This is a genomic window from Mesotoga sp. UBA6090 (assembly GCF_002435945.1).
In the GTDB taxonomy this organism is placed as follows: domain Bacteria; phylum Thermotogota; class Thermotogae; order Petrotogales; family Kosmotogaceae; genus Mesotoga.
In genome coordinates, this window is the sequence record NZ_DIXC01000043.1 from 24,128 (window position 1) to 50,317 (window position 26,190).

The following is a 26,190-nucleotide window of genomic DNA, read 5'->3' on the forward strand; positions in this document are numbered from 1 at the left end:
GGTTGGATATGGCGGGTTTACTCACGAAAGCTGAATTGAAAAGACTTGAAGATCTTGGAAGAATATGTAGGGGTGACATAATAAAAATGACTACTGTTGCCAATTCTGGTCATCCAGGCGGTTCAATGTCATCCATAGACATCTTTCTTTCCGTATACGATTTCGCAAAGAACGATCCAAGTAATCCCTTTGATCCGGAGCGCGACAGGGTTATTGTTAGCCACGGTCACACATCGCCAGGTGTCTACGCAACGCTAGGAAGGCTTGGTTTCGTTGATATCGACGAAGTCATTTGCGGTTTTAGACATCCAGGTTCCATATTCGAAGGTCACATCACAAGAGGGATTCCGGGTGTAGAATGGACGACCGGGAATCTTGGACAAGGTCTTTCGGTGGGAGTTGGTATGGCTCTTGCTTCAAAAATCAGTGGAAAGAATTACAGGGTCCTTGTCGCAATGAGTGATGCGGAACAGGCCAAGGGCCAGGTGGCGGAAGCAAGAAGGACTGCAAAGAAGTACGGGCTTGATAACCTCGTTGTCGTTATTGACTACAATGACGCTCAGATTTCTGGAAATGCGCGCGATATAATGTTCGTGGATATAAAGGCTAATTATCTGGCAGATGGCTGGAAGGTTATTGAAGTCGACGGTCACGACTACTCTGAGCTTAACAAGGCGCTTGTAGAAGCGTACGAGTCGAAAACTCCCGTCGCGATAATCGGTAAGACCATAATGGGAAAGGGAGTTTCGTTTATGGAGGGTGATGTTTCCTATCACGGAAAACCTCTCGATATGGAGAAGGCCGCCTCTGCTCTCTCCGAACTCAAGCTTGAAAACGATATTGATAGATTTGTTGAGATGAGAAAGAGGCTTCCCTCGTATCATGAACCAATACACCATAAGGACGAAGAGATAAGACCAACAATTGGCGTTCCCTTTGTGTATCCCGTTGAAAAGAAGAGTGATAACAGATCGGCCTTCGGGAAGGCTCTTGCAGATATCGGAAAGCTCAACAAGGGTAAACTACCAATGATGGTAGTAGATTGTGATCTAAAACCGTCTACGAAGGTAAATGAATTCGAGAAGATCTGGCCGGAGAACTTCATACAAATTGGTGTCCAGGAACACAATGCTGCAACTGTCGCCGGGGCCGCATCGGTGTGTGGTGTGCTGACTTTCTTTGCCGACTTCGGAGTTTTCGGCATCGATGAAACCTATAACCAGCAGCGACTAAACGATATAAACAAGGCAAACGTAAAGGTCGGAGTAACTCACGTTGGAATCGACGTGGGTGAAGATGGTAAGACTCACCATTGTTTAGATTACATTGGGGCCCTGAGAAACTTTTTCGGTTTCAAACTGATAGTACCTGCCGATCCAAACCAGACAGATAGAGCAGTCAGATTCATGAGCAGGGCCGACGGGAACTACCTCATCGCGATGGGAAGATCTACTATGAATCCAATTGCAGACGAGGAAGGAAAACCGTTCTTTGGGGACGGTTATGAGTTTGAATATGGAAAAGTGGATGTTGTGAGGAAGGGAAAGGAAGTCACGCTTGTTACCACGGGTCAGGTCACTCATCAAGCAGTTAGGGCAGCAGACGAACTGAGATCTCAAGGGATAGAAGTAACCGTTCTTAACGTTAGTTGTCCACTTGGAGCAGACTTCGATAGCGTTAAGGAACATCTCTCTTCTACAGTTATCTCTCTCGAAGACCACAATGTCAATAGCGGTCTAGGATCAATTCTCTCCGACTATCTAGTCCAGCCTCGAATAACGCCGAAGAGTTTCGAAAAGATAGGCGTCGACAAGTATATGTTCTCCGGAGACAACGAATTGCTCTATGACCTTTCGGGTCTTTCGAGCAAGAGCATAGTAGAAAGGGTCAGGGGTATTATCCAATAATGCTCAGTTTAGAAGAAGAAAAGTTGGTAGATGAGTTTTGCAGAATAAACGAAATAGAAGCGGACAGGGAGCTCGTTTTTAGAGCTCTCTGTCATTCCTCTTTCACCAATGAGCTCGCCCAGAACGGAGAAAGGCTTCTCGAGTCCAACGAAAGAATGGAATTTCTGGGAGACGCCGTTCTTGAATTGTCTCTAGCCACAACCCTATTCAGCAATTATTCCCTCAGTGAAGGCGATATGTCGAAAGTGAGAGCTATGGTGGGAAGTGAGAAGGTCCTTTCTTACGTTGCCAGATCAATGAGAGTCGGAGAATATATTTTTCTTGGCAAGGGAGAGAGGCAGAGCGGAGGATCGGAAAGAGATTCGATTCTTGCAGATGCCTTCGAAGCTGTTCTGGCAGCAATCTTTTTGACGGGCGGCCTTGACATCTCAGTTGAATTTGTTCAATCAAAGCTGTCAGAGTATATTGAGAAAGCGGTTGGAGGAGACCTGATTCTCGATTACAAGACTTCCCTTCAGGAACTCACGCAGGCTCGCTTCAGCTCAAGACCTGTATATGAGACGATTCTCGATGAAGGTCCACCACAGGATAAGTGGTTCAAGGTTGGAGTATTCCTGGAAGGGAGAATTGTTGGTGAAGGCGAAGGGCGAACAAAAAAGGCAGCAGAGCAACTGGCCGCAAAGCATGCTCTGGAAACCCTCAATGAAAGCGTGAATAGTGCAGGTGCTGAACAGTGAAGTACAGACACTTTGTCGCGTTTCTCTCAGAAGAGGAATGCGATCTAATTGAAGGAATCAGCTGGAACGAAGGTTTTTCAGATCTCTATTTTGAAAAACTTGTTGATTCAGGAAACGCATTGCACGTTTTTCTGGAGGAAGAGGAAGAACTCCCGGTTTTTCTGAAAGGGATCGAGTTTTCGGATCTGGGTTTTAGTGAACAGAAGGATTGGTTTGAGAAGTGGAAGGAGTCTCTGGTTCCATTTGAGCTCTGTGATGGGATCGAGGTCATTCCTCTGGAAGAAGAAGAGGAGATAATCGATTCAAACAAGATCGGTATTATTCCCGGAATGGCCTTCGGAACGGGCCTTCACGAATCCACGAAACTTGCCGCTTCTCTTCTTTCAGAGCTCATTCAAAGAGGTTCGAAAGTTCTTGATGTTGGCTGCGGGACTGGCATTTTGTCGGTGATAGCTGCCAAGAGAGGAGCGTCTTCGGTTCTCGCTCTGGATGTTGATCAGCATTCTATTGAGAAAACAGTTGAAATTGGCCGAATAAATCATATCTCCATAGAAACGCGTCTGTCCAACTTTCTTTCGGCGTTAAAGCCAGAGGAGCGTTTCGACCTCATTGTCTCGAATATGATAGTTGAGTTGCTGAAGGAGTTTGTTCTCGATCTTCGGGGGTTTCTCCTAAAGGATGGCAGAGTGATCCTTTCGGGAATATACAAAGATAAGTACCAGGAATTGAAGAGTCTCGTAGAGAAGGGCTTTCTCATCGAGCGTATTAAGGAAGATGGAGATTGGAAAGCAGTAGTGCTGAGAAGAAAATAGTTTCGCTACAGCTTGGAAGGATTCTGAAAAATGATTTCGGAATTGTCAGAGTCTGTGAATGGGGATTCCCACAAGTCATACAATCTTCGTTGATTGCTGAAGGGAAACCATTTCCAACTTTGTTCTGGCTTAGTTGTCCATTTCTGAAGGAGGAAGTTTCGAGGTTCGAAAGTGCAGGGATGATCGCTGAGTTTGAGAAAAGGCTCGAAGAAGACGAGACTTTTGCCGGTGAATACTTGAGAGCGCATTCCCAGACGGCACTTCTTAAAGAGGAACTACTCGAAAAGGCCCCTGTTTCTGAGGAACAGAAGAGACTACTCATGGAAAGAGGTATTGGGGGAATCAGGAATCTGAAAAGAGTGAAGTGTCTCCACCTTCAGCTTGCGAATTTTCTCGGCGGGGTACCAAACCCTGTGGGAAGAGAGGTCTGGAATCTGCTGAAGAAAACTCAGTGTTCTTACGAGAGAGTCATATGCGGAGAGTTGTTGAGCAAGTATGAATGAGAAAATATTGAACAAAGCCTCGCAGCTTCCCGAGGAGCCGGGAGTTTACATCTTCAAAAATCAAAAAGGCGTTGTAGTTTACGTCGGCAAAGCAAAGAAACTGAAGAGAAGAGTCCTGTCATACTTCAGAGAATCTACGTGGGCAAAGAATGAAAAGGCCAAACGAATTGCAGAAGAGGCAGAAGATCTAGACTTCATAATGGTTACATCAGAGCGTGAGGCTCTGCTTCTTGAGGCGAATCTGATCTTCAACGGAAAGCCTAAGTATAATGTCTTCCTGAAAGATTCCCGAACCTACCCGTACATTTACATCTCTGCAGATCAATACCCGTATCTTGGAATCACAAGGACAAAAGAGCTGGAAGGTTCATATTTTGGACCTTATACAAGCGCGGGACTTGTAAGAAAACTGCTTGAGTTCCTGCAGAAGGTTTTCGGAATCCGAACCTGCTCGTACGATCTCAGCAGGGTCAAGAAACCCTGTTTCCTCTATCACCTCAAGATGTGTTCCGCACCCTGTGTTGAAAAAGTGACGCCTGAAGAGTATCGAGAACAGCTTTCGGCTCTCACAGATTTTCTCGAAGGAGACACCTTGAAAGTGAGAGAGGCTCTTCTTAAACGGATGACGGTGCTCTCCGAAGCGATGCAGTTTGAGAGGGCCGCGGAGATAAGAGACATCCTTTCCTCTATGGATGATCTCTATGCATTCCAAGGGGTTGAAGCTTCTCTAGATCTGAAGGCGGACATTCTCGCCGTTTCTACGGGCCTGGCCGCGTTGCTTCAGGTTAGGGGTGGAATGCTTCTTGGGAAACTGGTTTTTGATTTTCCCGATGGGACTCCGGTAGATTTCATTACACAGTTTTACTACGCAAAAGGAAATCGAATACCGAAAGCGCTTATCGTAACGGGTCTGAAGAAGAAGGATATCAAGCAGTTCAAGAGAGACTTCCAGTATATCGGAGATCCTCGTGATGAGCAGGAAGAGCGACTTCTAAGCATAGCCTTCAAGAACATTGATGAAGAGCAGAAGATTAGACTGAATGCCACCCATTCCCTGAGACAGGCTCATCAGATTCTGGGGCTGAAGAGATTTCCTTCGAGAATCGAGGGTATAGATATCTCTCACACTCAGGGACTGTACACGGTAGCCTCGGTGGTTGTCTTCGACAATGGAAAGCCTAACAAATCCGAATATAGAAGATACCGCATAAGCGAGCTAGACGAACCAAATGATTTTGAGGCAATAGCAACCGTCATCAAGAGGCGATACACAAAACATCCGCTTCCAGATCTTCTTCTAATCGACGGTGGAGAACCACAGCTCAGAGCTGTCGAGAAGGCCTTTGCCGAGATAGGCATGGATGAATACGAAGTAGTGGGATTAGCAAAGGAGTTCAATGAGCTTGTCTTTCTTGACAGTCGCGACAGGGTTAAGCTGAAGGAAGAGCACCCCGTCTTGAGAATGATAATCTCTATAGACAAAGAAGCCCATCGCTTTGCTATCAATTATCACCGGGTCCTCAGGGAAAGGAGATTTCAAACTTCAAGGATAGACGACATTCCTGGGATCGGGCCGAAAAGGAAGAAGGCGCTGCTTAGGGCATTTGGCAGCGTCAAAGGGATCGCTGAAGCCTCTGAAGCCGATCTTTATGGCGTCCTTAAGAACAGTAAGGCAGTTGAAGCGGTTGTCCAGTGGGCAAATGAAAAAAGTGGAGACTGAGCTCCACTTTCTCATATTGGTCGGAATAATCGTTACTGAACTTTCTCTTTTAGCTCTTTACCAGGTCTGAATTTCGGCACCTTCCCGCCGGGAATCTCGATTGCTTCCTTTGTTCTCGGGTTAACACCTTTTCTTGCCTTTCTCTTAGTAACATTGAAAGTTCCGAATCCGACGAGTTTCACTTCTTCATTCTTTGATAGCTCTTCTTCAACTACAACGATGAAACTATCAATGATGTCTCCAACAAGCTTCTTGGTTGCTCCGGTTCTTTCTGCAAGTTCAGCGATAAGTTCTTTCTTGTTCACAGGCACACCCCCTAGCTAGAATTCAGATCTCAAAACAATTCTAACATCTTCTAATCAAGTAATGCAACACCGAATCAACTGAAACCGTTTAACAAAAGGCATTTCAAAGAGTCAACGTTCTACAACGCTCGATTCACGCAGATTATCGAAGTTAAGAACATCTTCGTGAGCCTCGATTGTGCTGGTGTATGAAGAGAGATCCAGAGCGCCGTTTCCGCTCAAAGTGAAAACAATTACCTTCTCTTCTCTGTTCTCTCTGGCCTCAATTGCTCTTCGCACAGCACCCGCAATTGCGTGTGTCGATTCCGGTGCCGGTACTATTCCCTCGGTTGTGGCGAAGAGAAGTCCTGCTTTGAAAGTCTCATCTTGAGGTAAGGCCTCCGGAGTGACAATTCCCTCCTTCACCAATCTTGAAACGAGCGGAGCGGCTCCGTGATACCTAAGTCCTCCGGCATGAATTGCGGGCGGAACGAAGTCTCTGCCAAGTGTGTACATCTTCAATAATGGTGTGAAACCTGCGGTGTCTCCGCTATCATAGCGATACTCGCCTTTAGATAGAGTGGGGCAGGACTCCGGCTCGCATGCGACGAACTCGATGTCTTCACCGTCGAGTCTCCTTTTGACAAAGGGTAGAATTGTTCCGCCAAAGTTTGATCCTCCACCATGACATCCTAAGATGGACGATGGCTTCTCGCCGAGCATTTCAAGCTGTTTTTCGACTTCCAATCCAATTATAGTTTGATGCAGAAGCACGTGATCAAGAACGCTTCCAAGGGAATACTTCTTGGTGGTGGAATTCAGAACGATTTCAATAGCCTCGCTGATTGCCATTCCTAGAGAGCCTGAGAAATTCTTTCTGTCCTCAAGAAACTTTCTGCCGCTTTCAGTATTCTCTCCTGGGCTGGGTTCTACCGCGCCGTTGAACATCTTCATCATGTGTTGTCTCATTGGCTTTGACTGATAGCTGTTTCTGACCATGAACACTCTTACGCTGAGGCCAAATTTTCTCCCGGCATAGGAGAGGGCACTTCCCCACTGTCCGGCACCTGTCTCGGTAGTAAGCTCTGTGACTCCATCGGCCTTATTGTAGTAGGCCTGTGCGATGGCCGTGTTTGTTTTGTGGCTTCCTGTAGGCGAGTTCCCCTCATATTTGTAGTAGATTCTGGCAGGAGTGTTCAGATACTCCTCAAGAAAAGTCGCTCTAATGAGTGGACTGGGACGGAAAACCACGTATTCGTCCAGAACCGGTTCTGGGATTGGAATGAACCTCTCTTCACTCATCTCCTGCTCAACAATTGACTTTGGAAAGATAGCCATCAAATCTTTGGGGTCGACGACTTCGTTCGTTGCTGGATTCAAAGGCGGATCCATTTTGAAAGGCAAGTCAGCCTTTATGTTATACCAGCTTCTTGGCAACTCCTCTGACTTCAAATTCACTACAATTCTCTTCTTCATGCCAGTACCTCCTCAAAAAAAGTAAAGGGGCTCTCGATTATGAGAGCCCCTTCAATATGGGTTTACCCTGGTAGCAAAAGGCTAACCCCCACCGAAGGGGCAGCTCCACCACCAGAACATATTAAGTTTATTTAGACATAGATTATCAACCATACAAATCCCTCGCTGATTTAGCTTAAACTACTTTACAACTTTGGTATGTTACAAGTCAAGCAGCCGATATGCATCACAAATAATCTACTCGAAAAGGGTAACGTTGCATCAAAAATAAAACTACTCGAAAGGTAAGGCAGCATTGTGAAAAGACGTGAAAGCAGATTCGCAACCGTGGCAGGGGTTGCACGTTAGTTGTTTGAAAGAGCAGATTGAAACCGGTTCACCGTTGAAAGGTTCTCCGTTCTCCGAAAAGAACCGCTCACCGCTTGCTAAGATACGCTGAACGCTGGAAAGAGCAAGAGATCAGTTACAAGTTGCAAGTTGTCAGTTTTAAGAACTAAAAGACCGTGGTTGCGGGTTCGAAAGAGAAACAAATCAGTTGCAAGATGCAAGTTGTGAATGGCATGAGCAAGAACCAACATTAGGGGGGACAGACAACGGAAAACCTGTCTGTCCCCACACTTTGTCGCACGATAAGACCGAAATTCTGACTAGGAGCATTCTCAGAATGACAGAATGTGATGCTTTCTGAATAATCAAAGGGTGTCATCCCGTAGTGTTCCTATACGGGATCTGGGCTTTGAAAAACCGCGTTCTGCGTGGGTACCGGTTGGTGTGTACCAAAACCTTAAGAGCAAGATGCCGGATCACAGTCCGGCATGACAGAAAGTGAGATTGTGAGAATTCCCTCACGAAGCGAGATTTCTGAATGGAGTTCACAATGACAGATTTTTGTATTCAGCTAACAGCGGTTCCTTGTTCGCGAAGCGGCACTGGCCTCGCCGAAGGAGAGACTGGCCAGGCGGAGCCTGACTGGCCTGCGTTAGTAGACTGGTTCTTTGATGCAAATAAGCTCGCGCTTTTCGCGCCAAAGATCGAAATCCTGACCAGGAGCATTGTCAGAATGACGTGAAGGGGTTGTCATCCCGCACCGTCATCCCGTATAGCCTGCCCCAAATCCACTCACTTTGTCATTCCGTAGTATTCCTGTATGGGATCTCATCTCTTCACTCTCGCGCTCTCTCCTTATCTCGTGGTCGTTAACGAAGAACCTGGACACGAAGTGTCGGAACGAAGACCGCTGGATCTTGCTCTCGTCTACTCGGAGGACGGTGAACGGCCAACGGACAACCTTGTCTAATTTGACTGGCCTGCGTCAGCTGACTGGCTCATTCTTTTGCCTCCTGTGAAGCAGCATCACTTCCTCGCACAAGCGAGCCTCACTTCCTGCCGAACGCCAGCTTGCGTCCTGCCATGGTCTTTGATAATCCATTGCGGACTCTGTAAAGAACATTTCTCTAATTTGCCTGTCATGTGCTAGATTGTGACATATAGATACTTTTTATGTTAAGTGAAAGGAATGTCCATCATGAAAGAATTCGTTGCTTCAGCTATTCAGTTCGAAGTTGAGCCTATGAAGGTTGAGAGGAACTTAGAAGTCGCATATCGCTGGATAAGCAGATGCGTAACGGAAACGGGAGCATCATTCATTGTATTGCCGGAGAGCTTTACGACGGGTTTCACTCCGACAGGAAGTGCGAGTGAGCTTTGGGATGCAGTCGATGAAATCCCCGGTCGCCTTACGAGTGAAGGACTGAAATGGGCGAGTGAGTTTGGCGTTTATATTTGCTTTCCCACTTATGAGCGTGGCAGGGAACGTGGAATCATATATAATAGCGCTTCTGTCCTCGGTCCTGAAGGGATTCTTGGAGTTTATCGAAAGACTCATCCTTTTCCCACAGAAAGGTTGGCGGCCGGCGGATGGACTACTCCAGGAGTCGATCCGCTTGTTGTCTCGACCCCGATTGCAGATGTCGGGGTAGTGATTTGTTATGACGGCGACTTTCCCGAACTAGCAAGAGTGACCGCGCTTAAAGGCGCAGAGGTGGTTTGCCGGCCATCGGCATTCTTGAGAACCTATGATCAGTGGGAACTCACCAACAGAGCAAGAGCTTATGATAACCATGTTTACTGGATTGCGTCTAATCTGGTTGGAAAAGACGCAAGCGGAGCGAATTTCTTCGGCTCGTCTATGATTGTCCATCCATCGGGGGCGAAGATTGTACAGGCGTCTGGTTGTGAAGAGTATATTTCTGCCAGACTGAATGATGATCCAATAAAGAAGATTGTTCCAGGTTCTTCTAGAGATCAGATTTTCGACCATATTGAGGATAGAAACCTGGATTCCTACAGAGATATTCTGACTGAAGGAAAGAGCGTCTTCGAACCTTCAAGAAGAATTCCATACGGGAGGAGATAGTCTTGTCAAAGCCCCTTGAAGGCCTCTTTGTTCTAGATCTTACGCGTGTCCTTGCCGGACCTTTCTGCACAATGCTTCTCTGTGACATGGGCGCTACCGTCGTTAAGGTGGAGCGACCTGACGGCGGAGACGATTCAAGATCGTTCAGTCCTTTTGTTGGAGACGAAAGCGCTTACTTCATGAGCATAAACAGAGGGAAGAAAAGTATCACCCTTAATTTGAAGACAGCCGAAGGAAAGAATCTCCTCGAAAGACTTATCGAGAGAGCGGATGCGTTAGTGGAAAACTTCAGGCCGGGCGTCTTTGAAAAACTTGGCTTTCCAGCGGGAAGACTGCGCGAGATTAATCCCGGACTGATATACACATGTTCGTCCGGTTTTGGACACTCCGGTCCCATGAGCAGAAGAACTGCTTATGATCTCATTATTCAAGGACTTAGCGGAATGATGAGCATCACTGGTCCTGACAAAGATAATCCGACAAAGGTCGGAAGTTCAATCGCAGATATTTTCTGCGGAACATTCGCATGCATCGGGATCCTAGCCGCACTTCAGAGCCGTAATGTCAGTGGAATAGGGCAAATGGTAGATGTTGCAATGCTTGACAGCATGGTCGCCGTTCTGGAAAACGCCATCGCCAGATATGCGGCAACTGGGGAGGTCCCCGTTCCAATTGGAAACAGACACCCGTCGATTGCGCCATTCGCCTCTTTTGAGACTCTTGACGGAAAAATCAATATCGCCGTAGGAAATGATGGAATCTGGAACAAGTTCTGCAAAGCAATTGACAGGTCGGACATATGTGATGATCAGAGGTTTGCTAGTAATCCCGCTAGAGTAAAGAATATTTCCGAGCTGATGGAAATAATCAGTGAACAGCTGAAAAAGAAAGGATCTGAGGAATGGTTGAGCGCCTTTGAGAAACTGGATATTCCTTCCGGGAAGATAAATAACGTATCCGATCTATTTGAAGACGAGCAGATCAAAGCAAGAGAAATGATCGTTGAGGTTTCCCACAGAAGCGGAATAGTGAAAATGCCTGGTGTTCCGATCAAATTCTCGGAAACCCCCGCTTCTATTTCCGGCCCGGCACCTCTACTTGGAGAGCACAATAGCGAGATCTATATAGGAATGCTTGGAATTAGTGTTCAGGAGATGGATGCCCTTCGTGAAAACGGCGTAATATGATCCATCTATATCCATTCGAGAGAAGTTTCGATTGGAATGAGGAGATTAGTAGTCTTACGGTCAAGAGCATTTATGATACCGTAGTGAATCTGAGGAGTGATTCTGGAAGGAGATGCTCTCTTCTCCTGAAGACAGAGGATTACCTTCCCCGATCGGCATTGATCGAGGCTCTTCCAGCACTTGAGAAAGGCCAGGAGATTGTTGTTGATTTGAAGTGCGTGGCAGAGGGGTTCGATCCATCTTGCCTTTTAGAGCCTCCAAAGGTCAAGTGGAAGGACCTGTGGTTGGAATGGTTAGAATTCTTGAAGAGAGAAGAACTTGCGGATCTGCTCGATAACATCGATAAGCCCGAGAAAATGATCGGTTTAGGGCCCGGTTCGACTCCGGCCGGTGACGACTTCCTTGTCGGCCTGATCATGGCTTTCAGGCTCACCGGAATCGATAGCAATGAATTGGGAATTGATCGTAATACGCTTGGCAGGAAGACAGAATGGTTCTCATCCGAGATGATAAGAGATGCTCTCGATGGGAAGTTTTGGAAGCGAGGGATTGACCTGGCCCGTGCTCTTGCAGGAGATGATGTCGCCAGGATCCTCGAGAAGGCAGGAAAAATCGTGGAGTGGGGCCATCTGTCGGGAAAGGCCTGGCTTGCAGGATTAGCGTATGGTCTTGAACAAAGTGGAGTCTATTAGGTTTGATCTAAGAAAGACTGTTCAAAGTGGTCTTGCGATTTGTGTCCACTCTAGCTGTGAAGGTTGCTACTGGAGGTTCTAATGAAGAGAATAGAGGTTGTGAAAGGCGAATACTATGATAGCGTTACCCTGATGTTGGTTGCGAAGGAACTGAAGAAGATTCAAGGAGTCGGCGATGCAGCTCTAAACATGGCGACAGAAGCAAATGTAAGTATAATGAGGGCGGCCGGCTTCGAAGTAGAAACCGATTCGCTTTCGCCCGATGACCTTCTAATTGGAATTGACTTTGAAGGCGAAGGAATTGAAAAGCTTTTTGACACAGCTCGATCTTATCTTGCTCGCCCTCCGTGGAGAAAGGAAGAGATAGAGGCAGAGTACTCTCCAGTCACACTGTCAGGGGCTCTAACTGTGTTACCAGAATCGAATCTTGCCCTGATATCTCTTCCCGGTAGATACGCAGCGGCTGAAGCGATGAAGGCGTTGAAGAGAGGCCTGAACGTAATGCTTTATTCCGACAACGTTTCAATTGAAGACGAGGTTGAACTCAAGCAATTCGCCGAGAAGAACGATCTTATCGTTATGGGTCCCGACTGCGGCACAGCGGTCATAAACGGAAAAGGTCTTGGCTTCTCGAACGTATGTCCAACCGGTCCGATAGGAATTGTAGCGGCTTCAGGCACCGGTCTTCAGGAAGTCATGGTTCAACTGAGTAGGCGGAATCTGGGCGTGAAACACGCAATAGGAACCGGTGGAAGAGACGTCACGAGTTCCGTGGGGGGGATATCCTTTCTGAGGGCCATAAAGGAACTCGCTGATGATTCAGAAATCTCGATCATTGTTGCCGTCGGAAAACCACCTGCTCCTGAGGTGAGGAAGAAGATACTGGATTCTCTAAAAGAAACAGGCAAGCAGAGCGTGATCTGCTTCATGGGAGACGCGCCTCGAAAAGACGAAGGAAGTCTTTATTACTCGACCCAACTCGAAGAGTGCGCCGTAGTTGTCGCTGCTCTTCATGAGGGCGAAGACGTAACTCTTGCTAGAGAAAAGCTCAGAGCTGAGTATGCAAAAGTGTCTGGAAAGACTTCTACCGGAGAATTGTCCGGGAGATATCTGCGAGGCCTTTTCACTGGTGGAACTCTTTGTTATGAAGCGCAGTATATTGCTCAGTCATACATAAATCCAATCTACGGAAATGCACCATTAAGGAAGGATCTCAAGCTTGAGAACAGTCTGAAACCTGTTGGGCATTCCTTCATTGATTATGGCGAGGACGAGTTTACCCAGGGCAGACTGCATCCAATGATAGATCCTACGTTTAGAGCCGAACAGCTGAAGAAACAGTCGGAGGATTCTTCGGTCGCGGTTATCTTATTCGATGTTGTCTTAGGATATGGAAGCGCGGAAAACCCTTCTTCGGATTTGGTAGAGGCGATTAGATCTGTTAAGAGAGACATAAAGCCAGTCTATGTCGCTTATGTGTGCGGAACAGATAGAGACCCTCAAGATATTGAAAAGCAGCGGTCCCTGCTGGAAAGTGTAGGCGTCATAGTCTGCGAAAGCAATGCAAGGGCCGCGATTCTGGCTGCCAACATCCTTTCAAGAAAGGAGCGTTGACGATGTCCTTCAAAGAATTACTAGAAGACGGGCCGAGAGTTGTTAATATTGGAATGAACAGATTCTACCTTGATCTTCTCGATCAAGAGGTTCCTGCAGTCAAAGTCAACTGGAAACCTCCTCTGGTTAAGAGTTCACTGATGGAGAAATTGAAGAGGCTGAGAGGTGATGACATTGAATAATATTGAAAAGGCAAATTCAGTCGCATTCGATAAGCTTTTGAGAGCCGAACCTCAGATCGTTGATCTAGGTCTTGCCAAAGACGTTATACCGGGCTTCGGAGAGAAGATGATACTTCATGCGGGGCCTCCCTTGACCTGGGAAAGAATGTCGGGACCAATAATCGGGGCCGTAACGGGTGCGATCCTTTATGAAGGCTGGGCAGATACTCCTGAGAAAGCCAGAGCCTTCGCGGCAGAAGGCAATGTCTCGTTCGATCCCTGTCACCACCACAACGCGGTTGGCCCGATGGCAGGAATAGTATCTCCTAATCTGCCGGTGTGGATTATTGAGGAAAAGAACTCCGGAAAGAATAGCTATGCAACGTTAAACGAGGGACTTGGGAAAGTCTTGCGCATGGGTGCCTTCAGCGATGAGGTCATCGAAAGACTTCACTGGATGCGCGAAGTGCTCTATCCCGTGCTCAAGAATGGAATAAGAAGATACGTTGCAGACAGCGGAGGCCTGAATTTGAAGAGCCTCATTTCCCAATCTCTTCACATGGGAGACGAACTCCACAATCGCAACAGGGCAGCCACCTCCCTGCTAATTCGATCTCTCGTGCCTTCACTTATTGATGCGGAGAGCGATAATCCTGATCTTTCAAGGGTCGTCAGGTTCATGGCCGGCAACGATCATTTCTTCCTGAATCCAGGAATGGCTGCAGCAAAAGTCTCGTTAGACAGTGTCGGTTATGTTGAGGGCTCCAGTATGCTGACAGTAATGGCGCGGAATGGGACAGACTTCGGAATTCAAGTGGCCGGTCTGAAGAACAGATGGTTTACATGTCAGGCCGCTCTTCCAGATGTTCTGCTCTTCCCTGGATTCACAAAGGAAGATGTGAATTGTGACATTGGGGACAGCGCAATAATGGAGACTTACGGGGTTGGGGGTTTTGCCCTGGCGGCGGCACCTGCTATCGTCCAGTTTGTTGGCGGCACGCCCCAAGATGCGTTGAATTATACAAAAGAAATGTATGAAATCTGTGTTGGAGAGAACAAGCATTTCACAATCCCCTCGCTAAATTTCCGGGGAACTCCGACCGGTATAGATCTTATCAAAGTTGTCGAGACTGGTATTACACCGATCCTGGACACGGGTGCGGCTCATCGAGAGGCCGGTAAAGGACAGGTTGGTGCAGGAATAGTAAGGATGCCGTCTGAAGCATTTGTGAAGGCGGCAGAAGCCTTCGTCGAGGAGTATTCCAAATAAAGGAGGTAACCTATGGTACCTAAGAACTGGGACAAGATCAGGATCTATGAGCTATCTCAACCGATCAGCCACCTCACTCCGCCATGGCCAACTTACGAGCCTCTACAAATAAAATTCTTCAAGAGGCTGGCTCCAAATGGAGCGAACGGCCAGTTACTGACTCACTCCAACCATGTCGGAACCCATCTGGATGGTTCTCTTCACTTCTGTACTCACGGAAGAGACATCGCAAGCATACCTCTGAATGAGCTCGTAGCTCCGGGAGTTATCGTTGATCTTTCAGACATTGCGGAGGATTATGGAATCTACACATCAAAGGACATTGAAGACAGGGTTGAGGTCAAGGAAGGAGACATACTTATCATCAACACAGGATACCACAAATATGCCTTTGATCAGCCGGAAGCAGATGAAGTAAGATACATGATCAAGCATCCGGGGCCGACCAGAGAATTTGCCGAGTGGTGCAAGAGGAAAAAGATAAAGTGGATCGGAGTCGACTGCGGCTCGGCCGACCATCCAATGAACACGAAGATTCGCGACTGGATGCCGGTTCAGGCAAAAGAGTGCGATCGATACATGCAGAAGAAGTATGGCAAGTCCCTCCAGGAGGTCTTCCCTGACGAAGACTACCAGCTGATGCACGTGCTTCTCTTCCCGTACGACATAATACATGCCGAGAATGTCGGTGGAGAGATTGACAAGATATTGAACAAGAGAATGGTTATTGGCTGTTTCCCATGGAGATTCGTTGGTGGAGAGTCATGTATAAGCAGGATCGTGGCTTTCGATGAAGAGAAATAAATACATTTGAAAGAGTGGCGATAAAGGATGCGTGATTTCGTTCTTGAAAGACCGCGCTCGATCTCGGAAGCTCTGGAAATTCTCAAAAACAAAGGAGAGAAGGCTATTCTAAAGAGCGGCGGTACGGATGTCATTGTCTGGCTACATAAGTCCCTGAAGGAGCCTGATTACTTGGTAGACCTGACTTCGATCGACCAGCTCAGAGGAATAGTGATGAACGATGACAACGCAGAGATAAGAGCGCTCGTAACTCTAAACCAGGTTATCGAGGACAATGCAATGAACCGATACTTTCCGGCCCTGGTACAGGCCTGCAAAGCGCATTCCGATCCCTTGATCAGAAACCGCGCTACTGTGGTAGGCAATATCTGTGCCGCGATTCCTTCCGGCGACATGATAGCGCCTCTGATGTGCTATGACGCTAAGGTCGAAATTGTGGGATCGAGAGGCATCAGGGAAGTTCCGGTTTCTGATTTCATAACCGGACCGAAGAAGACTTCCCTGAGACAAGAGGAAATCGTAACAGGTATAAGAATTGCGATTCCATTTGTTGAAACAAGCGGTTGCTACCTTAAGGCAATGAGGAGAGAGACTCTCGATATAGCTCAGGCCGCAGTATGCTGCACTTTGCATAAAGGCGATAGCCGGGAGTTTAGAATCGCTTTCTGCGCCGTCTCGCCCCGACCACTGAGAGCAGTTGAAGCCGAGAAGCTACTGAACTCTTCCAGTGTCATCGACGACAGAATTATCGAAAACGCTGCAAGGCTTGCCGCGGTTGCTGTCAACCCCATCACTGACGTGAGAGCTTCGAGAGAGTACAGGATTGATATGATTGGAGAGGTGACAAAAAGAGCAATATCGATTTGTCTAAGAGGTCCAGCAGAAGAAGGTGGTCCCAGATGAAGGACAAATATGTGACACTTACGATCAACGGTCGAAAAACCACTCGGGTAGTTGAAGATAGAACAACTCTTCTTACCGCGTTGAGAGAATACGGGGTTACGAGCCTAAAGAGAGGTTGTGAAGAGGGCGAGTGCGGAGCATGCACCGTAATCATGAATGGACTTCCTCAGAAGTCATGCCTAATACTGGCGCGAGAAGCCGAAGGGGCAGAGATCCTCACTGTCGAGGGGCTTGTGGAGAAAGGAAGACTTCATCCAATTCAGCAGGCCTTCATCGATGAAGGTGCGATTCAGTGCGGTTACTGTACTCCTGGGATGGTTATGACAACTTATGCGTTGCTGAATAGAAACACGTCTCCTACACAGGAAGAGATAAAGGAAGCTCTCTCCGGAAATATCTGCAGATGCACGGGCTATCTCTCGATTATCCGTGCAGTCAAGAAGAGTGCCGCAATTCTCTCAGGAGAGGCTAAAGAAGGTGAAGCGTGTGAAGACTATTAAAACAAAGACTGGAATAGGGAAGTGGATGCCAAGAAAGTACGATCTCGAAAAGGCTGAGGGCACGCTTCAATTTGCCGACGATCTCCGATTCGGTCCGGAACTGCTTCACGCAGCAGTCGTACGCTCTTCTGTAGCCCACGGAGAGATTCTTAAAATCGATTATTGTGAGGCTTTGAAGATGCCTGGGGTCTTGAAGGTCATTGTCGGCGAAGACTTTCCTCATCACTTCGGACTGTATCTTAAGGACAGAACCCCTATGGCCATCGGGAGAACTAGATACGTGGGAGAACCGGTTGCACTAGTCGTCGCAGAAACGGAAGAGGACGCTAAAGAAGCAGTGAAGAAGGTGAAGGTTACATATAAAGAGCTCGAGCCGGTCTTTGATCCAGTCAAGGCGGCGACTACGAATTCGGTGCTTGTTCACCCTGATCTTCATAAATACGAGCACGTAGACTTCATTACTCCACAGCCAAATACCAATATTGCCAACTGGTTCAGAATAAGAAAGGGAGATACCGAAGCGGCCTTCAAAAAAGCCGCGCATGTCTTTGAAGAGACAATAACCTGCCCTCAGATCGCTCACAGTTTCATCGAGACATTCTGCTCGATATGTAAACAGGATCCTGGGTCCGGAGAGATCACTATTTGGACAAGCGCCCAGTCGGCCTTCACGGTGAGAGATATAATCGCCAAAGGCATCAACTACCCTCTTCATAAGATCAGGGTGATCGCTCCGCCAATAGGCGGAGGTTTTGGTGGAAAGGCTGGAATGACAGTCGAGGCACTATGTCTTGCCGCCGCAATGGATGAAGACCTTAAAGGAAGGCCCGTGAAGCTGTTCATTCCAAGAGAAGAGGTTCTCTTGAGTTCGTGGGTTCGCCAGGGATTTGTTGCGCGAATCGAGCTTGCAGTTGATGAAGATGGCTTAATGCAGGGAATCCGCAATACTTTCTGGTTCGATACGGGGATTTCAGCGGAGTATGGAGCAAACCCGGTTAGAAGTGCCGGCTACACGTCGATGGGAGCTTATAACATTCCGAACGTCTGGTCGGACTGCTATGCAGTTTACACAAACAAACCCTTTGGAGGAGCTTACAGGGGTTTCGGCCTTCCGGAACTCATGAGCGCTCTTGAAGTCGTTGTAGATATTGTTGCTCATAAACTGAGAATCGATCCGGTTGAGTTCAGGAAGAAGAACCTGCTTATGAAGGGTCAAACAACGTGTACTGGAATGCCCATGCACGATCATGCTCTTAACAAGATAATCGACAAAGTTGCGAAGAGTATCGATGTTCTTAAAGAAGAACCTGCGACAAGAAAGGGCTGGAAGAGAGGGAAGGGAATCGCTCTGGCAATAAAGGCGCCTGCAATTCCCGCCGACGCCTCGTCGTCTGCAATCGTCAAGCTCAACGGAGATGGAACCGTCGAAGTCCTTGCAGCAACGATGGATATGGGTCAGGGAACATACAGCGCTTTTGCGCAGATAGTCTCCGAGGAACTCGGCATTCCGTATGATTGGATCAAGGTTTACTATCCTGACACTCAGAGCCATCCTTATGACTGGCAGACGGTTGCAAGCAGATCTTGCTGGTCGATGGGCATGGCAGTGAAGAGAGCGGCAAGCGAACTCAGAGAGAAACTTCTCGCACTCTTCTCTGAATACTGGCAGACTCCAGTTGAAACGATCAGCATAGAGTATGGAGTCGTTAAGTGCCATAAGCTTGGGAAGAGTGAAAGAATAGACGAACGCGTTCAGAACGGTTTCAAGATGCCAGACGGAATTCTGAAGGGCGGCCCGATAATCGGAAGCGGCTCATTTACACCGCCTGATTTGATCTATCCAGATCCAGATACTGGACAATCACCTAAGAGTGTTGTGCACTTTACTCTTGGCGCCGTAGGAATAGATATGGAAGTCGATCCTGGTACTGGAAGGATAGTTATAAACAAAGTCTGTGCTGGATACGATGTTGGCAAGGCAATAACACCGATAAACGTGAAGGGTCAGATCGAAGGCGGAACGGTCCAGGGTCTATCGGCTTGTCTCATGGAAGCCATGACCTACGATGAATATGGGAGACTGCTTACTCCAGACTTTACAGATTACAAGATTGCTACGATAAAAGACGCTCCGGGCGAGATCGACGCCTTTTGGGAAGAGACCCCGGAAGAGATCTCTCCATACGGAAATCGCGGCGTTGGCGAACACTCTATGATAGCCCCTGCACCTGCAACAAACAACGCGCTATTCAGAGCGACGGGAATGAGAATTCACAGCTATCCACTAAGCAGAGAGAGGGTCTACAAAGCCCTAAAGGCAAAAGAGAAGGGCGAAACGGATTTCTGGGAATGGCCCTACGCTCTAGATCTGGCATATGAGCGCGCAAAGAAGGAGTGGTGAGACGAGATCTCTTTCTAGTGTGTCTTGATTTCTTGCCAGAATCGGAATCAATGAAGGCATCCGTGGAAATGCGGGTGCCTTTCTAATGGCGTGCATCAAAGGACTTGATTGACAAGTCTGAAATGTATTGTATTATATTATCTATAAGAGAAAGAGAAGCTTTGAGAAGGAGAAGAAGTCTATGCTTAATTCGAATTCAGAGCCGGGGATTACAGAGTAAAAGGCTTTTCCGGGACAGATTACTTGTCCATTCTCTTCACACATACTCTTCATGTTATTTTGTTCTTAAAACAAATATTGACAGAAACGTTCATAATTGAATCAACTTGTTTGATGAATACTTCAAAACAGGAGGAGACGAAGTATGCCAAGGTTTGAAGAAGTAGACCTTAAACGTCCTGCAGCCGAGAGAGAAGAAGAAGTACTCTCCTATTGGCGAGAAAACGATCTTGCGACTAGAAGTGTGACAGAAAGGGAAGGAAGCCCCGAGTTCGTGTTTTTCGAGGGACCTCCAACGGCTAATGGGATGCCCGGAATTCATCACGTTATCTCAAGAACGCTGAAGGATGCCGTCTGCCGTTTCAAGACGATGCAGGGGTACCAGGTTAGACGAAAAGCCGGCTGGGATACCCATGGTCTTCCCGTAGAAATCGAAGTTGAAAAGCAGCTCGGCTTCTCCTCGAAGCAGGAGATAGAAGACTTTGGCATAGAAAAATTCAATCAGAAGTGCAAAGAATCTGTCTGGAAGTACGAAAGTCAGTGGAAAAAGATGACCGAGAGAATCGGTTACTGGATAGACATGGAGCATCCTTATGTAACGATGAACAACGATTACATAGAATCTGTTTGGTGGATTCTCAAGCAATACTTCGATAAAGGCTACATCTACGAAGGTCACAAGATAATGCCTTATTGCCCGAGATGTGGAACTCCTCTTGCCTCTCATGAGGTTGCTCAGGGCTATAAAGACGAAACGATAGATTCTATCTATGCAAAGTTCCGACTTAAGGGAAAGAACAACGAGTACTTCATAGTCTGGACGACGACCCCTTGGACACTGCCATCTAACGTCGCCCTTGCGGTCAATCCGGAGTTCAACTATGTTAAAGCCGAGGTTACGCTAGATAACGGAGAAATAGAGTACTACTATTTGGTGAAGGAACGACTGGGCGCATTGCTTGGAGAGGAAAGCAATTACAGGATCGTCGAGGAACTGAAAGGGAGAGATCTTGTCAACCTCGAATACGAGCAGCTTATCCCTTTTGCCAGTGTAGATAAAAAGGCCTTCTTCGTGGTTTATGGAGATTTTGTTTCTCTGGAAGATGGTTCAGGTATCGTCCACATGGCTCCCGCCTTTGGTGAAGATGACAATATCCTGGGAAAGAAGTTTGATCTTCCGTTACTTCAACTTGTCGACAAAGAGGGCAAAATTACTGAAGAGGTGACGCCCTGGGCCGGGATGTTTGTAAGAGATGCCGACCCTCTGATTACGCGGTATTTGAAAGACAACAACCTCTTGTTCAAAAGGGAGCGTATGACTCACTCCTACCCTTTCTGCTGGAGATGTGACACTCCGCTTCTTTATTACGCAAGAAAATCGTGGTACATAAAGACCACGGAATACCGGGACAAGATGGTTGAAGTGAACAACTCCGTCAACTGGTATCCGAAATTCGTTGGCGAGGGCCGTTTTGGGAACTGGCTCGAAAACATGGTAGATTGGGCGCTCTCGAGAGATAGATATTGGGGAACTCCTCTCAACGTTTGGAAGTGCGACGACTGCGGAAAACTCACATCGGTAGGCTCTAGAAAAGAACTCGTTGAGAGAGCGGTAGAAGATATCTCGGAGGATATCGAGCTTCATCGCCCCTACGTTGACGACGTTCATCTAAGATGCGAATGCGGCGGCCAGATGACGAGAACCCCCGAGGTCATAGACTGTTGGTTTGACTCCGGCGCTATGCCTGTGGCTCAGCATCACTATCCTTTCGAGAACAAGGACAATTTCATGGGAGAGCTGTTCCCGGCAGATTTCATTTGTGAAGGAATAGATCAGACGAGAGGCTGGTTCTACTCGCTGATGTCGATTTCCACTTTTCTTTTCGGACAATCACCGTACAAGAATGTTCTTGTCAACAACCTAGTACTGGACAGGACCGGCCAGAAGATGTCAAAGTCAAAGGGAAACACTGTCGATCCGTCAAAGATAATTGAGAAGTACGGTGCCGATACATTGAGATGGTATCTGCTCGCCGTTTCGCCACCATGGGTACCCACGAAGTTCGACGAAGACGGAGTCAAGGATACGTACAGCAAGTTCTTTGGAACCCTGAATAGTGTATTCTCTTTCTTCACAATGTACGCCAATGTAGACGACGTTGATCCGGGGGAACTAGAACTGCCGGTTGCAGAGAGGGAAGAAGTCGATAGATGGGTAATCTCGAGGCTTAATACTCTAGTGAGAGAGGTCACAGACCTTCTGAGTAATTATGATCTCACAAAATCGGTAAGGGCCATACAGGATTTCGTTGTCGAAGAGGTATCGAACTGGTATGTCAGAAGAACACGGGACAGATATTGGACAAGCGAATTGGACAACAGCAAGAAGGCAGCTTATCTTACGTTGTATGAGGTGTTGTTGACAGTAGCGAAATTGATGGCGCCCATTGCTCCTTTTACTGCCGAAGAAATTTTCCGGAATCTAACCCACGGAGAGAAGGAGTCTGTGCATCTCGAACTTTATCCAGTGGCCGATGAAAGCTTGATCGAGCCGGATCTTGAGAAGAGAATGGCCACAGTTATGGACGTCGTGACTCTAGGAAGGGCATGTAGAAACAAGGTGCAGATCAAGGTCAGACAGCCTCTTCCGAAGATTCTCGTTGATGGGCGGATAAAGAAGATCGTTGAATCGATGCGCGAGTTGATTCTGGAAGAGATCAACGTCAAGAATATCGAGTATATTGAAGAGCTCGGAGACTACGTCAATTACGAGGTAAAGCCAAACTTCAGGGTTATGGGCCCCAAGTTCGGTAAAGATCTGAAAGCGATCGGAAATGTTCTCAGATCGATGAAGCCTTCGGAAGTAGTTGCCAAAGTTAAGCATGACGGCAAGATAGAGTTTGAAGTTCAAGGAAAGCTCTTCGAATTGAAAGAAGAGGACCTCGATATAAGAATTCAGGAGCTGGAGGGCTTCACTTTCGAAATGAGCAATGACAACTTTGTAATACTCGATACCGAACTTACTCCCGATCTGCTTCAGGAAGGGCTTGCAAGAGAGATGGTGTCGAAGATACAGACAATGAGAAAGGAAGCCGACTTTGAAATCACCGATAGAATAAGAGTAGCTTTTTCGGGACCTGATGCTCTTGTTAATGCCATAGAGAGTTTCAAAGACTACATAAAAGAAGAGACTCTGTCTAACACCATTGATTTTGATGAGAATCTTGACAACGGAACAGAGTGGAATCTCAATGGGCACAACACTCTGATTAGAGTGGAGAGAGTCTAGGCTAAGTATGAGAAAACCGGGAGCGTAGCTCCCGGTTTTTTATAGAAAGATCCGTTTCTAGACTGAGAGTCTGACGATAATTGCCGGATCTAGAACTCTGAAAGTAAAGGATTCAGTTATGAAGAGTTCCACTTCTTCGTCAGTATGACTCTGATAACCAATCTCGAAATCTCCGCCGATAACCATCTCTAGATCAGCGTGATCCTTCGGCAGCAGCAGCGCATCCTTCACAACTCTGCTGACAACAATATCCGTGCCGAGGAAGGACTCGATTCGTTTCACAAGCGGGTAGCCTGAAACATGTGAATTCAGTATCGCCATTGTTTCGGGATTGACGATGAGAGAGAACAGTCCATCCGCGAAATTGTCCTTCAAAACCTGCGCAGCCTTCGAAAGTGATTCGATGATTTCGTTCGGTTTTGAACCCAGAGGAATCGGTTTGTTTTCGACCGACTCTACGATTCCTTTGACGGTCGCCTTTTCGTAGCCATTGTAGATTACATTCTCTTCGAAGAGCGCTATCTGTTTTGCCGCCTGTTCAAGCGGTCCCAGATCGGAGTCCTTTGCGCCTCTCTCTATATCGTCCATCTGCCAGCGGACCAGCTTGAAAGGAACTCTTACCTCTATAAGGGGTTTTGCCTTTCTAAGACCTACACCGACCTCTCCTTCTTTTTCGAGAATCTTGACCCTTCCTTCTGGAACGAAAGAATACTTCCAGCCCTTTGGTCCGACGACATTCACTACCTTTCTTGCAGATAGGTAACTCTTCAGGACTCGCTTTGCTCTATCGTTTATTTCTTCCCACGCCTCGCTCGACAATGGGGCAAGCTGTCTTTTGAAAAGATCCATAGTGATTCCCTCCCTTATTACATCTTGCCTATGTTCAATCCGCCGTTATCAGCGCCTTCTCCGGCTTCTTCAACTTCAGTGATTGGCGCCTGCGTGAATAGATAAGTCTTCAGTTCATCATCCCAGCCGTCCATGTTACGCCTTAACCATTCAAGAGTCATGCAAGCATGCTCGATCTCTTCGTCTCTGTTATGCGCCATTACAGCCTTCAGTTCGGCATCTTCAGTTACATCCACTCTCTGGTTGTACCAGTCGACGGCCTCGATTTCTTCCTTCAAACTGTTGAGAGCTCTAGATATGTCTCTCGCCTTTTCACTTAACTGTTCAAACGGTTCATGATAACTGCTCATATTCACGCCTCCTTATCAAGTTGATATATTTCACATAATATCATTACTATTTTATCATACTTTAAATTGTAACATAGCAAACTGCCGGTGATATGGCAAACGTTGACCTTTGACGCTTCCCAGTCCTTCGAGATCAGTAGCAGAAGTGAGGCTGATAGAAGGTGGTAGCAGGTACGGGGTAGGGGGTAGGAAATATCAAGACCAGAAGTGATGCTGGCGCTTCCGCGCCAGGAAGATGAGGAAGGGCCGGTAGCCAATCTTCTTGATCTGTGATCCCATTCAGAATCATATTCCTCTTGTAGGGGCGAACGGCTGTTCGCCCAAAGGGTGAAGCCCTCTCACGGGTGCAAGGCCAGTTTTGTGGGGAAGATCTTCACAGCCAGCCTGCTGATGCAGGCCAGTCAGGCTCCGCCTGGCCAGTCTCGCCTTCGGCGAGGCCAGTCCCGCTCCACGGGCAAATAACCGCTGTTCGGTGAGCGCTGAATAACTTGCTTTTGGTCAACAATTCTCCGTCCTCGGAAAAAGACGCTACGGGCGTAAGTATAGAAGACGGCAAAACCGTTCAGGAGACGCGAATTGAAGAAAGAAAGATGAAATAAAAGGAAACACGAGGGAACTGATTAGAAATAAGGAGGTCTTTCGGGCGTTCTCAACTCTGTTCTAGGAGGTTCTCCAGTGATATCTTATCCTCAGAAACCGTCTAATCGATTCGATTGTCAGCTCCCTCGCAATGAAATGGGAATAAATAATGATACCTCATAAGAGATGCAAAATGCAAGGAAAAATCAAAGCTTTTACATGAAGAAACTATAATGATACAAAATCAGTCCCTGAGATGATTCTAGACAATTGGCTGTAATTGCTTATCAGTGCGGAATAACACAAATGTGGTCGTGGTCAGAGCCATATTGATCAGATCCCGTGATTGTTATTACAGAAAGAATAGGTCCTACTATTCCCAGCCAAATAGGTTGTCTTCATCTGTTGTGTTCGAGTCTCATCATGCTTGATTCTTAATCTATCTAGGATTTCGCGGATTGCATCGATCGAAAGAGCTAGATAGCAAAGAAAACAGAGGAAAGTGAAATCAATTTCATTTGCGGAAAGTCATTCGAAGATCCAGGAGAATCAGGGATGCTCGTTGCAAAGCTGACTCGTGTTTCGTAACTGTGAAAAGACGTGTTATCCGATGTGAAATAGGTGGCATGTTGTTGCTTAACAATTAGTGGAACGTTAGAACCAGAAGAGGTTAGAATTAGTTGCCACATCGATTCTAGAACAAGACCGGCTTGACCCAGGAACTCTCTTTTGGAGCTATTGTTCAAAACAATGTGATAAAATTGTTCCGGCTAAATAGTAATTGGACTGAAGAATTATGCTGTTTTATGGATTTGATTAATTGATTCCGAAACTTGTTTGGACTTACCAACTACGGCTCTTGCCATCGCCCTAATTCTCGTGTTAAGCAGCAATGAAGCAAGTCGTAAGTTGGTGAATTACGACCCAAAAAGGATTTTAATGAAGTATATTTGGAGGACTGATTTGATCCGGAACCCAGAAGCAAGAAGTAGAGGTCTTACGATGACGGAGATGCTAGTAGTCATGGCATTATCGTTCATAGTTGTTTCTGTAGTTCTCATTGTTGGCAATGTTGCAGCTAGAGAAATAAGGAAGATTAACGCTAATATGGAAGTTAATGAGGAGATCTCAAGATTTCAACTTTCTCTAAAGCAAATTGTGACCCGTGGTTGGACAGGTCTTGGGGACATAGAAGTTGAGAATACAACAATTGGTATGCTGACCAGTGTACCCTATGCAAGAAAGAATGAGATTTATGAACAAACTCCCGCAACAGTTACGTTTGATCAAGTTAGGAACGAAGTTGTGTATTCTTTCCATGATCAGAACAACGTAGTCTCCACAGACGTCATTGCAAAAGGCGTCCTTGACTGTAGGTTCAAGTATGAAAGTGTTTTTCTTACATATGATGCTACTTTTTCTACATACTCGGAGGATATGCCGGTAGTGATAAAGAATGTTAAAGGGGCGGTGAGGTTTTATTAGAGAGGGTTATTCTCTTCTGGAACTCGTTGTTG

Annotated in this window: 22 protein-coding genes; 18 read left to right on the plus strand and 4 right to left on the minus strand. The window is 46.9% G+C overall.

Annotated features, from left to right (window positions below):
* The first annotated feature begins 8 nt into the window (after window positions 1-8).
* Genes B3K42_RS06720 through uvrC form a run of 5 tightly spaced genes read left to right on the plus strand, consistent with a single transcriptional unit; the run spans window position 9 to window position 5,679 of the window.
* Entirely contained in the window at window positions 9-1,907 is a 1,899-nt protein-coding gene (locus tag B3K42_RS06720) for a transketolase (RefSeq protein WP_292597712.1), read from the plus strand.
* Complete coding sequence (gene rnc / locus B3K42_RS06725) at window positions 1,907-2,644, plus strand: ribonuclease III (protein WP_292597715.1); 738 nt, start codon at window positions 1,907-1,909, stop codon at window positions 2,642-2,644. The genes B3K42_RS06720 and rnc overlap by 1 nt, the downstream gene beginning before the upstream one ends.
* Window positions 2,641-3,456, plus strand: coding sequence for a 50S ribosomal protein L11 methyltransferase (locus tag B3K42_RS06730; RefSeq protein ID WP_292597718.1), 816 nt, complete (start codon window positions 2,641-2,643; stop codon window positions 3,454-3,456). Before rnc ends, B3K42_RS06730 begins: the two co-directional genes overlap by 4 nt.
* Window positions 3,426-3,959 (plus strand): DUF501 domain-containing protein, encoded by a 534-nt coding sequence (locus tag B3K42_RS06735; RefSeq protein ID WP_292597721.1) that lies wholly within the window; start codon window positions 3,426-3,428, stop codon window positions 3,957-3,959. Before B3K42_RS06730 ends, B3K42_RS06735 begins: the two co-directional genes overlap by 31 nt.
* Window positions 3,952-5,679 carry an excinuclease ABC subunit UvrC gene (uvrC, locus tag B3K42_RS06740; protein ID WP_292597722.1) on the plus strand — a complete coding sequence of 576 codons (1,728 nt, stop codon included), beginning with the start codon at window positions 3,952-3,954 and terminating at the stop codon, window positions 5,677-5,679. Before B3K42_RS06735 ends, uvrC begins: the two co-directional genes overlap by 8 nt.
* 32 nt (window positions 5,680-5,711) lie before the next feature.
* Here the strand turns inward: uvrC and B3K42_RS06745 are convergent, their stop codons facing one another.
* Both B3K42_RS06745 and B3K42_RS06750 read right to left on the minus strand, forming a co-directional pair.
* The gene (locus B3K42_RS06745; RefSeq protein WP_292597724.1) at window positions 5,712-5,984 is read right to left on the minus strand and encodes an HU family DNA-binding protein; all 273 of its coding nucleotides are present in this window, start codon (window positions 5,982-5,984) and stop codon (window positions 5,712-5,714) included.
* Between the two features lie 111 nt (window positions 5,985-6,095).
* Window positions 6,096-7,439: a TrpB-like pyridoxal phosphate-dependent enzyme gene (locus tag B3K42_RS06750; protein ID WP_292597727.1), complete on the minus strand. Its 1,344-nt coding sequence runs from the start codon at window positions 7,437-7,439 to the stop codon at window positions 6,096-6,098.
* An 877-nt stretch (window positions 7,440-8,316) separates the two neighbouring features.
* Here B3K42_RS06750 and B3K42_RS06755 point away from each other — a divergent pair.
* The 12 genes from B3K42_RS06755 (at window position 8,317) to ileS (ending at window position 22,895) form a co-directional block, all read left to right on the plus strand.
* On the plus strand, window positions 8,317-8,508 hold the full coding sequence (locus B3K42_RS06755) for a hypothetical protein (RefSeq protein ID WP_292597730.1): 192 nt from the start codon (window positions 8,317-8,319) through the stop codon (window positions 8,506-8,508).
* A gap of 456 nt (window positions 8,509-8,964) precedes the next feature.
* Window positions 8,965-9,855, plus strand: coding sequence for a carbon-nitrogen hydrolase family protein (locus B3K42_RS06760; RefSeq protein ID WP_292597732.1), 891 nt, complete (start codon window positions 8,965-8,967; stop codon window positions 9,853-9,855).
* Between the two features lie 2 nt (window positions 9,856-9,857).
* Window positions 9,858-11,042 carry a CaiB/BaiF CoA transferase family protein gene (locus B3K42_RS06765; protein ID WP_292597735.1) on the plus strand — a complete coding sequence of 395 codons (1,185 nt, stop codon included), beginning with the start codon at window positions 9,858-9,860 and terminating at the stop codon, window positions 11,040-11,042.
* Window positions 11,039-11,734: a DUF2877 domain-containing protein gene (locus B3K42_RS06770; RefSeq protein ID WP_292597737.1), complete on the plus strand. Its 696-nt coding sequence runs from the start codon at window positions 11,039-11,041 to the stop codon at window positions 11,732-11,734. Before B3K42_RS06765 ends, B3K42_RS06770 begins: the two co-directional genes overlap by 4 nt.
* A gap of 81 nt (window positions 11,735-11,815) precedes the next feature.
* On the plus strand, window positions 11,816-13,348 hold the full coding sequence (gene fdrA / locus B3K42_RS06775) for an acyl-CoA synthetase FdrA (RefSeq protein ID WP_292597740.1): 1,533 nt from the start codon (window positions 11,816-11,818) through the stop codon (window positions 13,346-13,348).
* Window positions 13,349-13,350: 2 nt separating this feature from the next.
* Window positions 13,351-13,530 (plus strand): hypothetical protein, encoded by a 180-nt coding sequence (locus B3K42_RS06780; RefSeq protein ID WP_292597742.1) that lies wholly within the window; start codon window positions 13,351-13,353, stop codon window positions 13,528-13,530.
* Complete coding sequence (locus B3K42_RS06785; protein WP_292597787.1) at window positions 13,517-14,779, plus strand: DUF1116 domain-containing protein; 1,263 nt, start codon at window positions 13,517-13,519, stop codon at window positions 14,777-14,779. The genes B3K42_RS06780 and B3K42_RS06785 overlap by 14 nt, the downstream gene beginning before the upstream one ends.
* 12 nt (window positions 14,780-14,791) lie before the next feature.
* The gene (locus B3K42_RS06790; RefSeq protein WP_292597744.1) at window positions 14,792-15,583 is read left to right on the plus strand and encodes a cyclase family protein; all 792 of its coding nucleotides are present in this window, start codon (window positions 14,792-14,794) and stop codon (window positions 15,581-15,583) included.
* Window positions 15,584-15,610: 27 nt separating this feature from the next.
* A complete protein-coding gene (locus B3K42_RS06795) occupies window positions 15,611-16,486 on the plus strand; it encodes an FAD binding domain-containing protein (protein ID WP_292597746.1) in 876 nt (291 codons plus the stop codon).
* The gene (locus B3K42_RS06800) at window positions 16,483-16,986 is read left to right on the plus strand and encodes a (2Fe-2S)-binding protein (RefSeq protein ID WP_292597749.1); all 504 of its coding nucleotides are present in this window, start codon (window positions 16,483-16,485) and stop codon (window positions 16,984-16,986) included. Before B3K42_RS06795 ends, B3K42_RS06800 begins: the two co-directional genes overlap by 4 nt.
* Window positions 16,973-19,387 carry a xanthine dehydrogenase family protein molybdopterin-binding subunit gene (locus tag B3K42_RS06805; protein ID WP_292597751.1) on the plus strand — a complete coding sequence of 805 codons (2,415 nt, stop codon included), beginning with the start codon at window positions 16,973-16,975 and terminating at the stop codon, window positions 19,385-19,387. The genes B3K42_RS06800 and B3K42_RS06805 overlap by 14 nt, the downstream gene beginning before the upstream one ends.
* 364 nt (window positions 19,388-19,751) lie before the next feature.
* Window positions 19,752-22,895: an isoleucine--tRNA ligase gene (ileS, locus tag B3K42_RS06810; RefSeq protein WP_292597754.1), complete on the plus strand. Its 3,144-nt coding sequence runs from the start codon at window positions 19,752-19,754 to the stop codon at window positions 22,893-22,895.
* Window positions 22,896-22,952: 57 nt separating this feature from the next.
* On the opposite strand, the gene B3K42_RS06815 is transcribed toward ileS, so the two are convergent.
* Together B3K42_RS06815 and B3K42_RS06820 are read right to left on the minus strand one after the other, a co-directional pair.
* Window positions 22,953-23,744 carry a family 1 encapsulin nanocompartment shell protein gene (locus tag B3K42_RS06815; protein WP_292597758.1) on the minus strand — a complete coding sequence of 264 codons (792 nt, stop codon included), beginning with the start codon at window positions 23,742-23,744 and terminating at the stop codon, window positions 22,953-22,955.
* Between the two features lie 17 nt (window positions 23,745-23,761).
* Window positions 23,762-24,094 carry a ferritin-like domain-containing protein gene (locus B3K42_RS06820; protein ID WP_292597759.1) on the minus strand — a complete coding sequence of 111 codons (333 nt, stop codon included), beginning with the start codon at window positions 24,092-24,094 and terminating at the stop codon, window positions 23,762-23,764.
* A gap of 1,581 nt (window positions 24,095-25,675) precedes the next feature.
* Here B3K42_RS06820 and B3K42_RS06825 point away from each other — a divergent pair.
* Complete coding sequence (locus tag B3K42_RS06825) at window positions 25,676-26,158, plus strand: hypothetical protein (protein ID WP_292597762.1); 483 nt, start codon at window positions 25,676-25,678, stop codon at window positions 26,156-26,158.
* The last annotated feature ends 32 nt before the right edge of the window (window positions 26,159-26,190 follow it).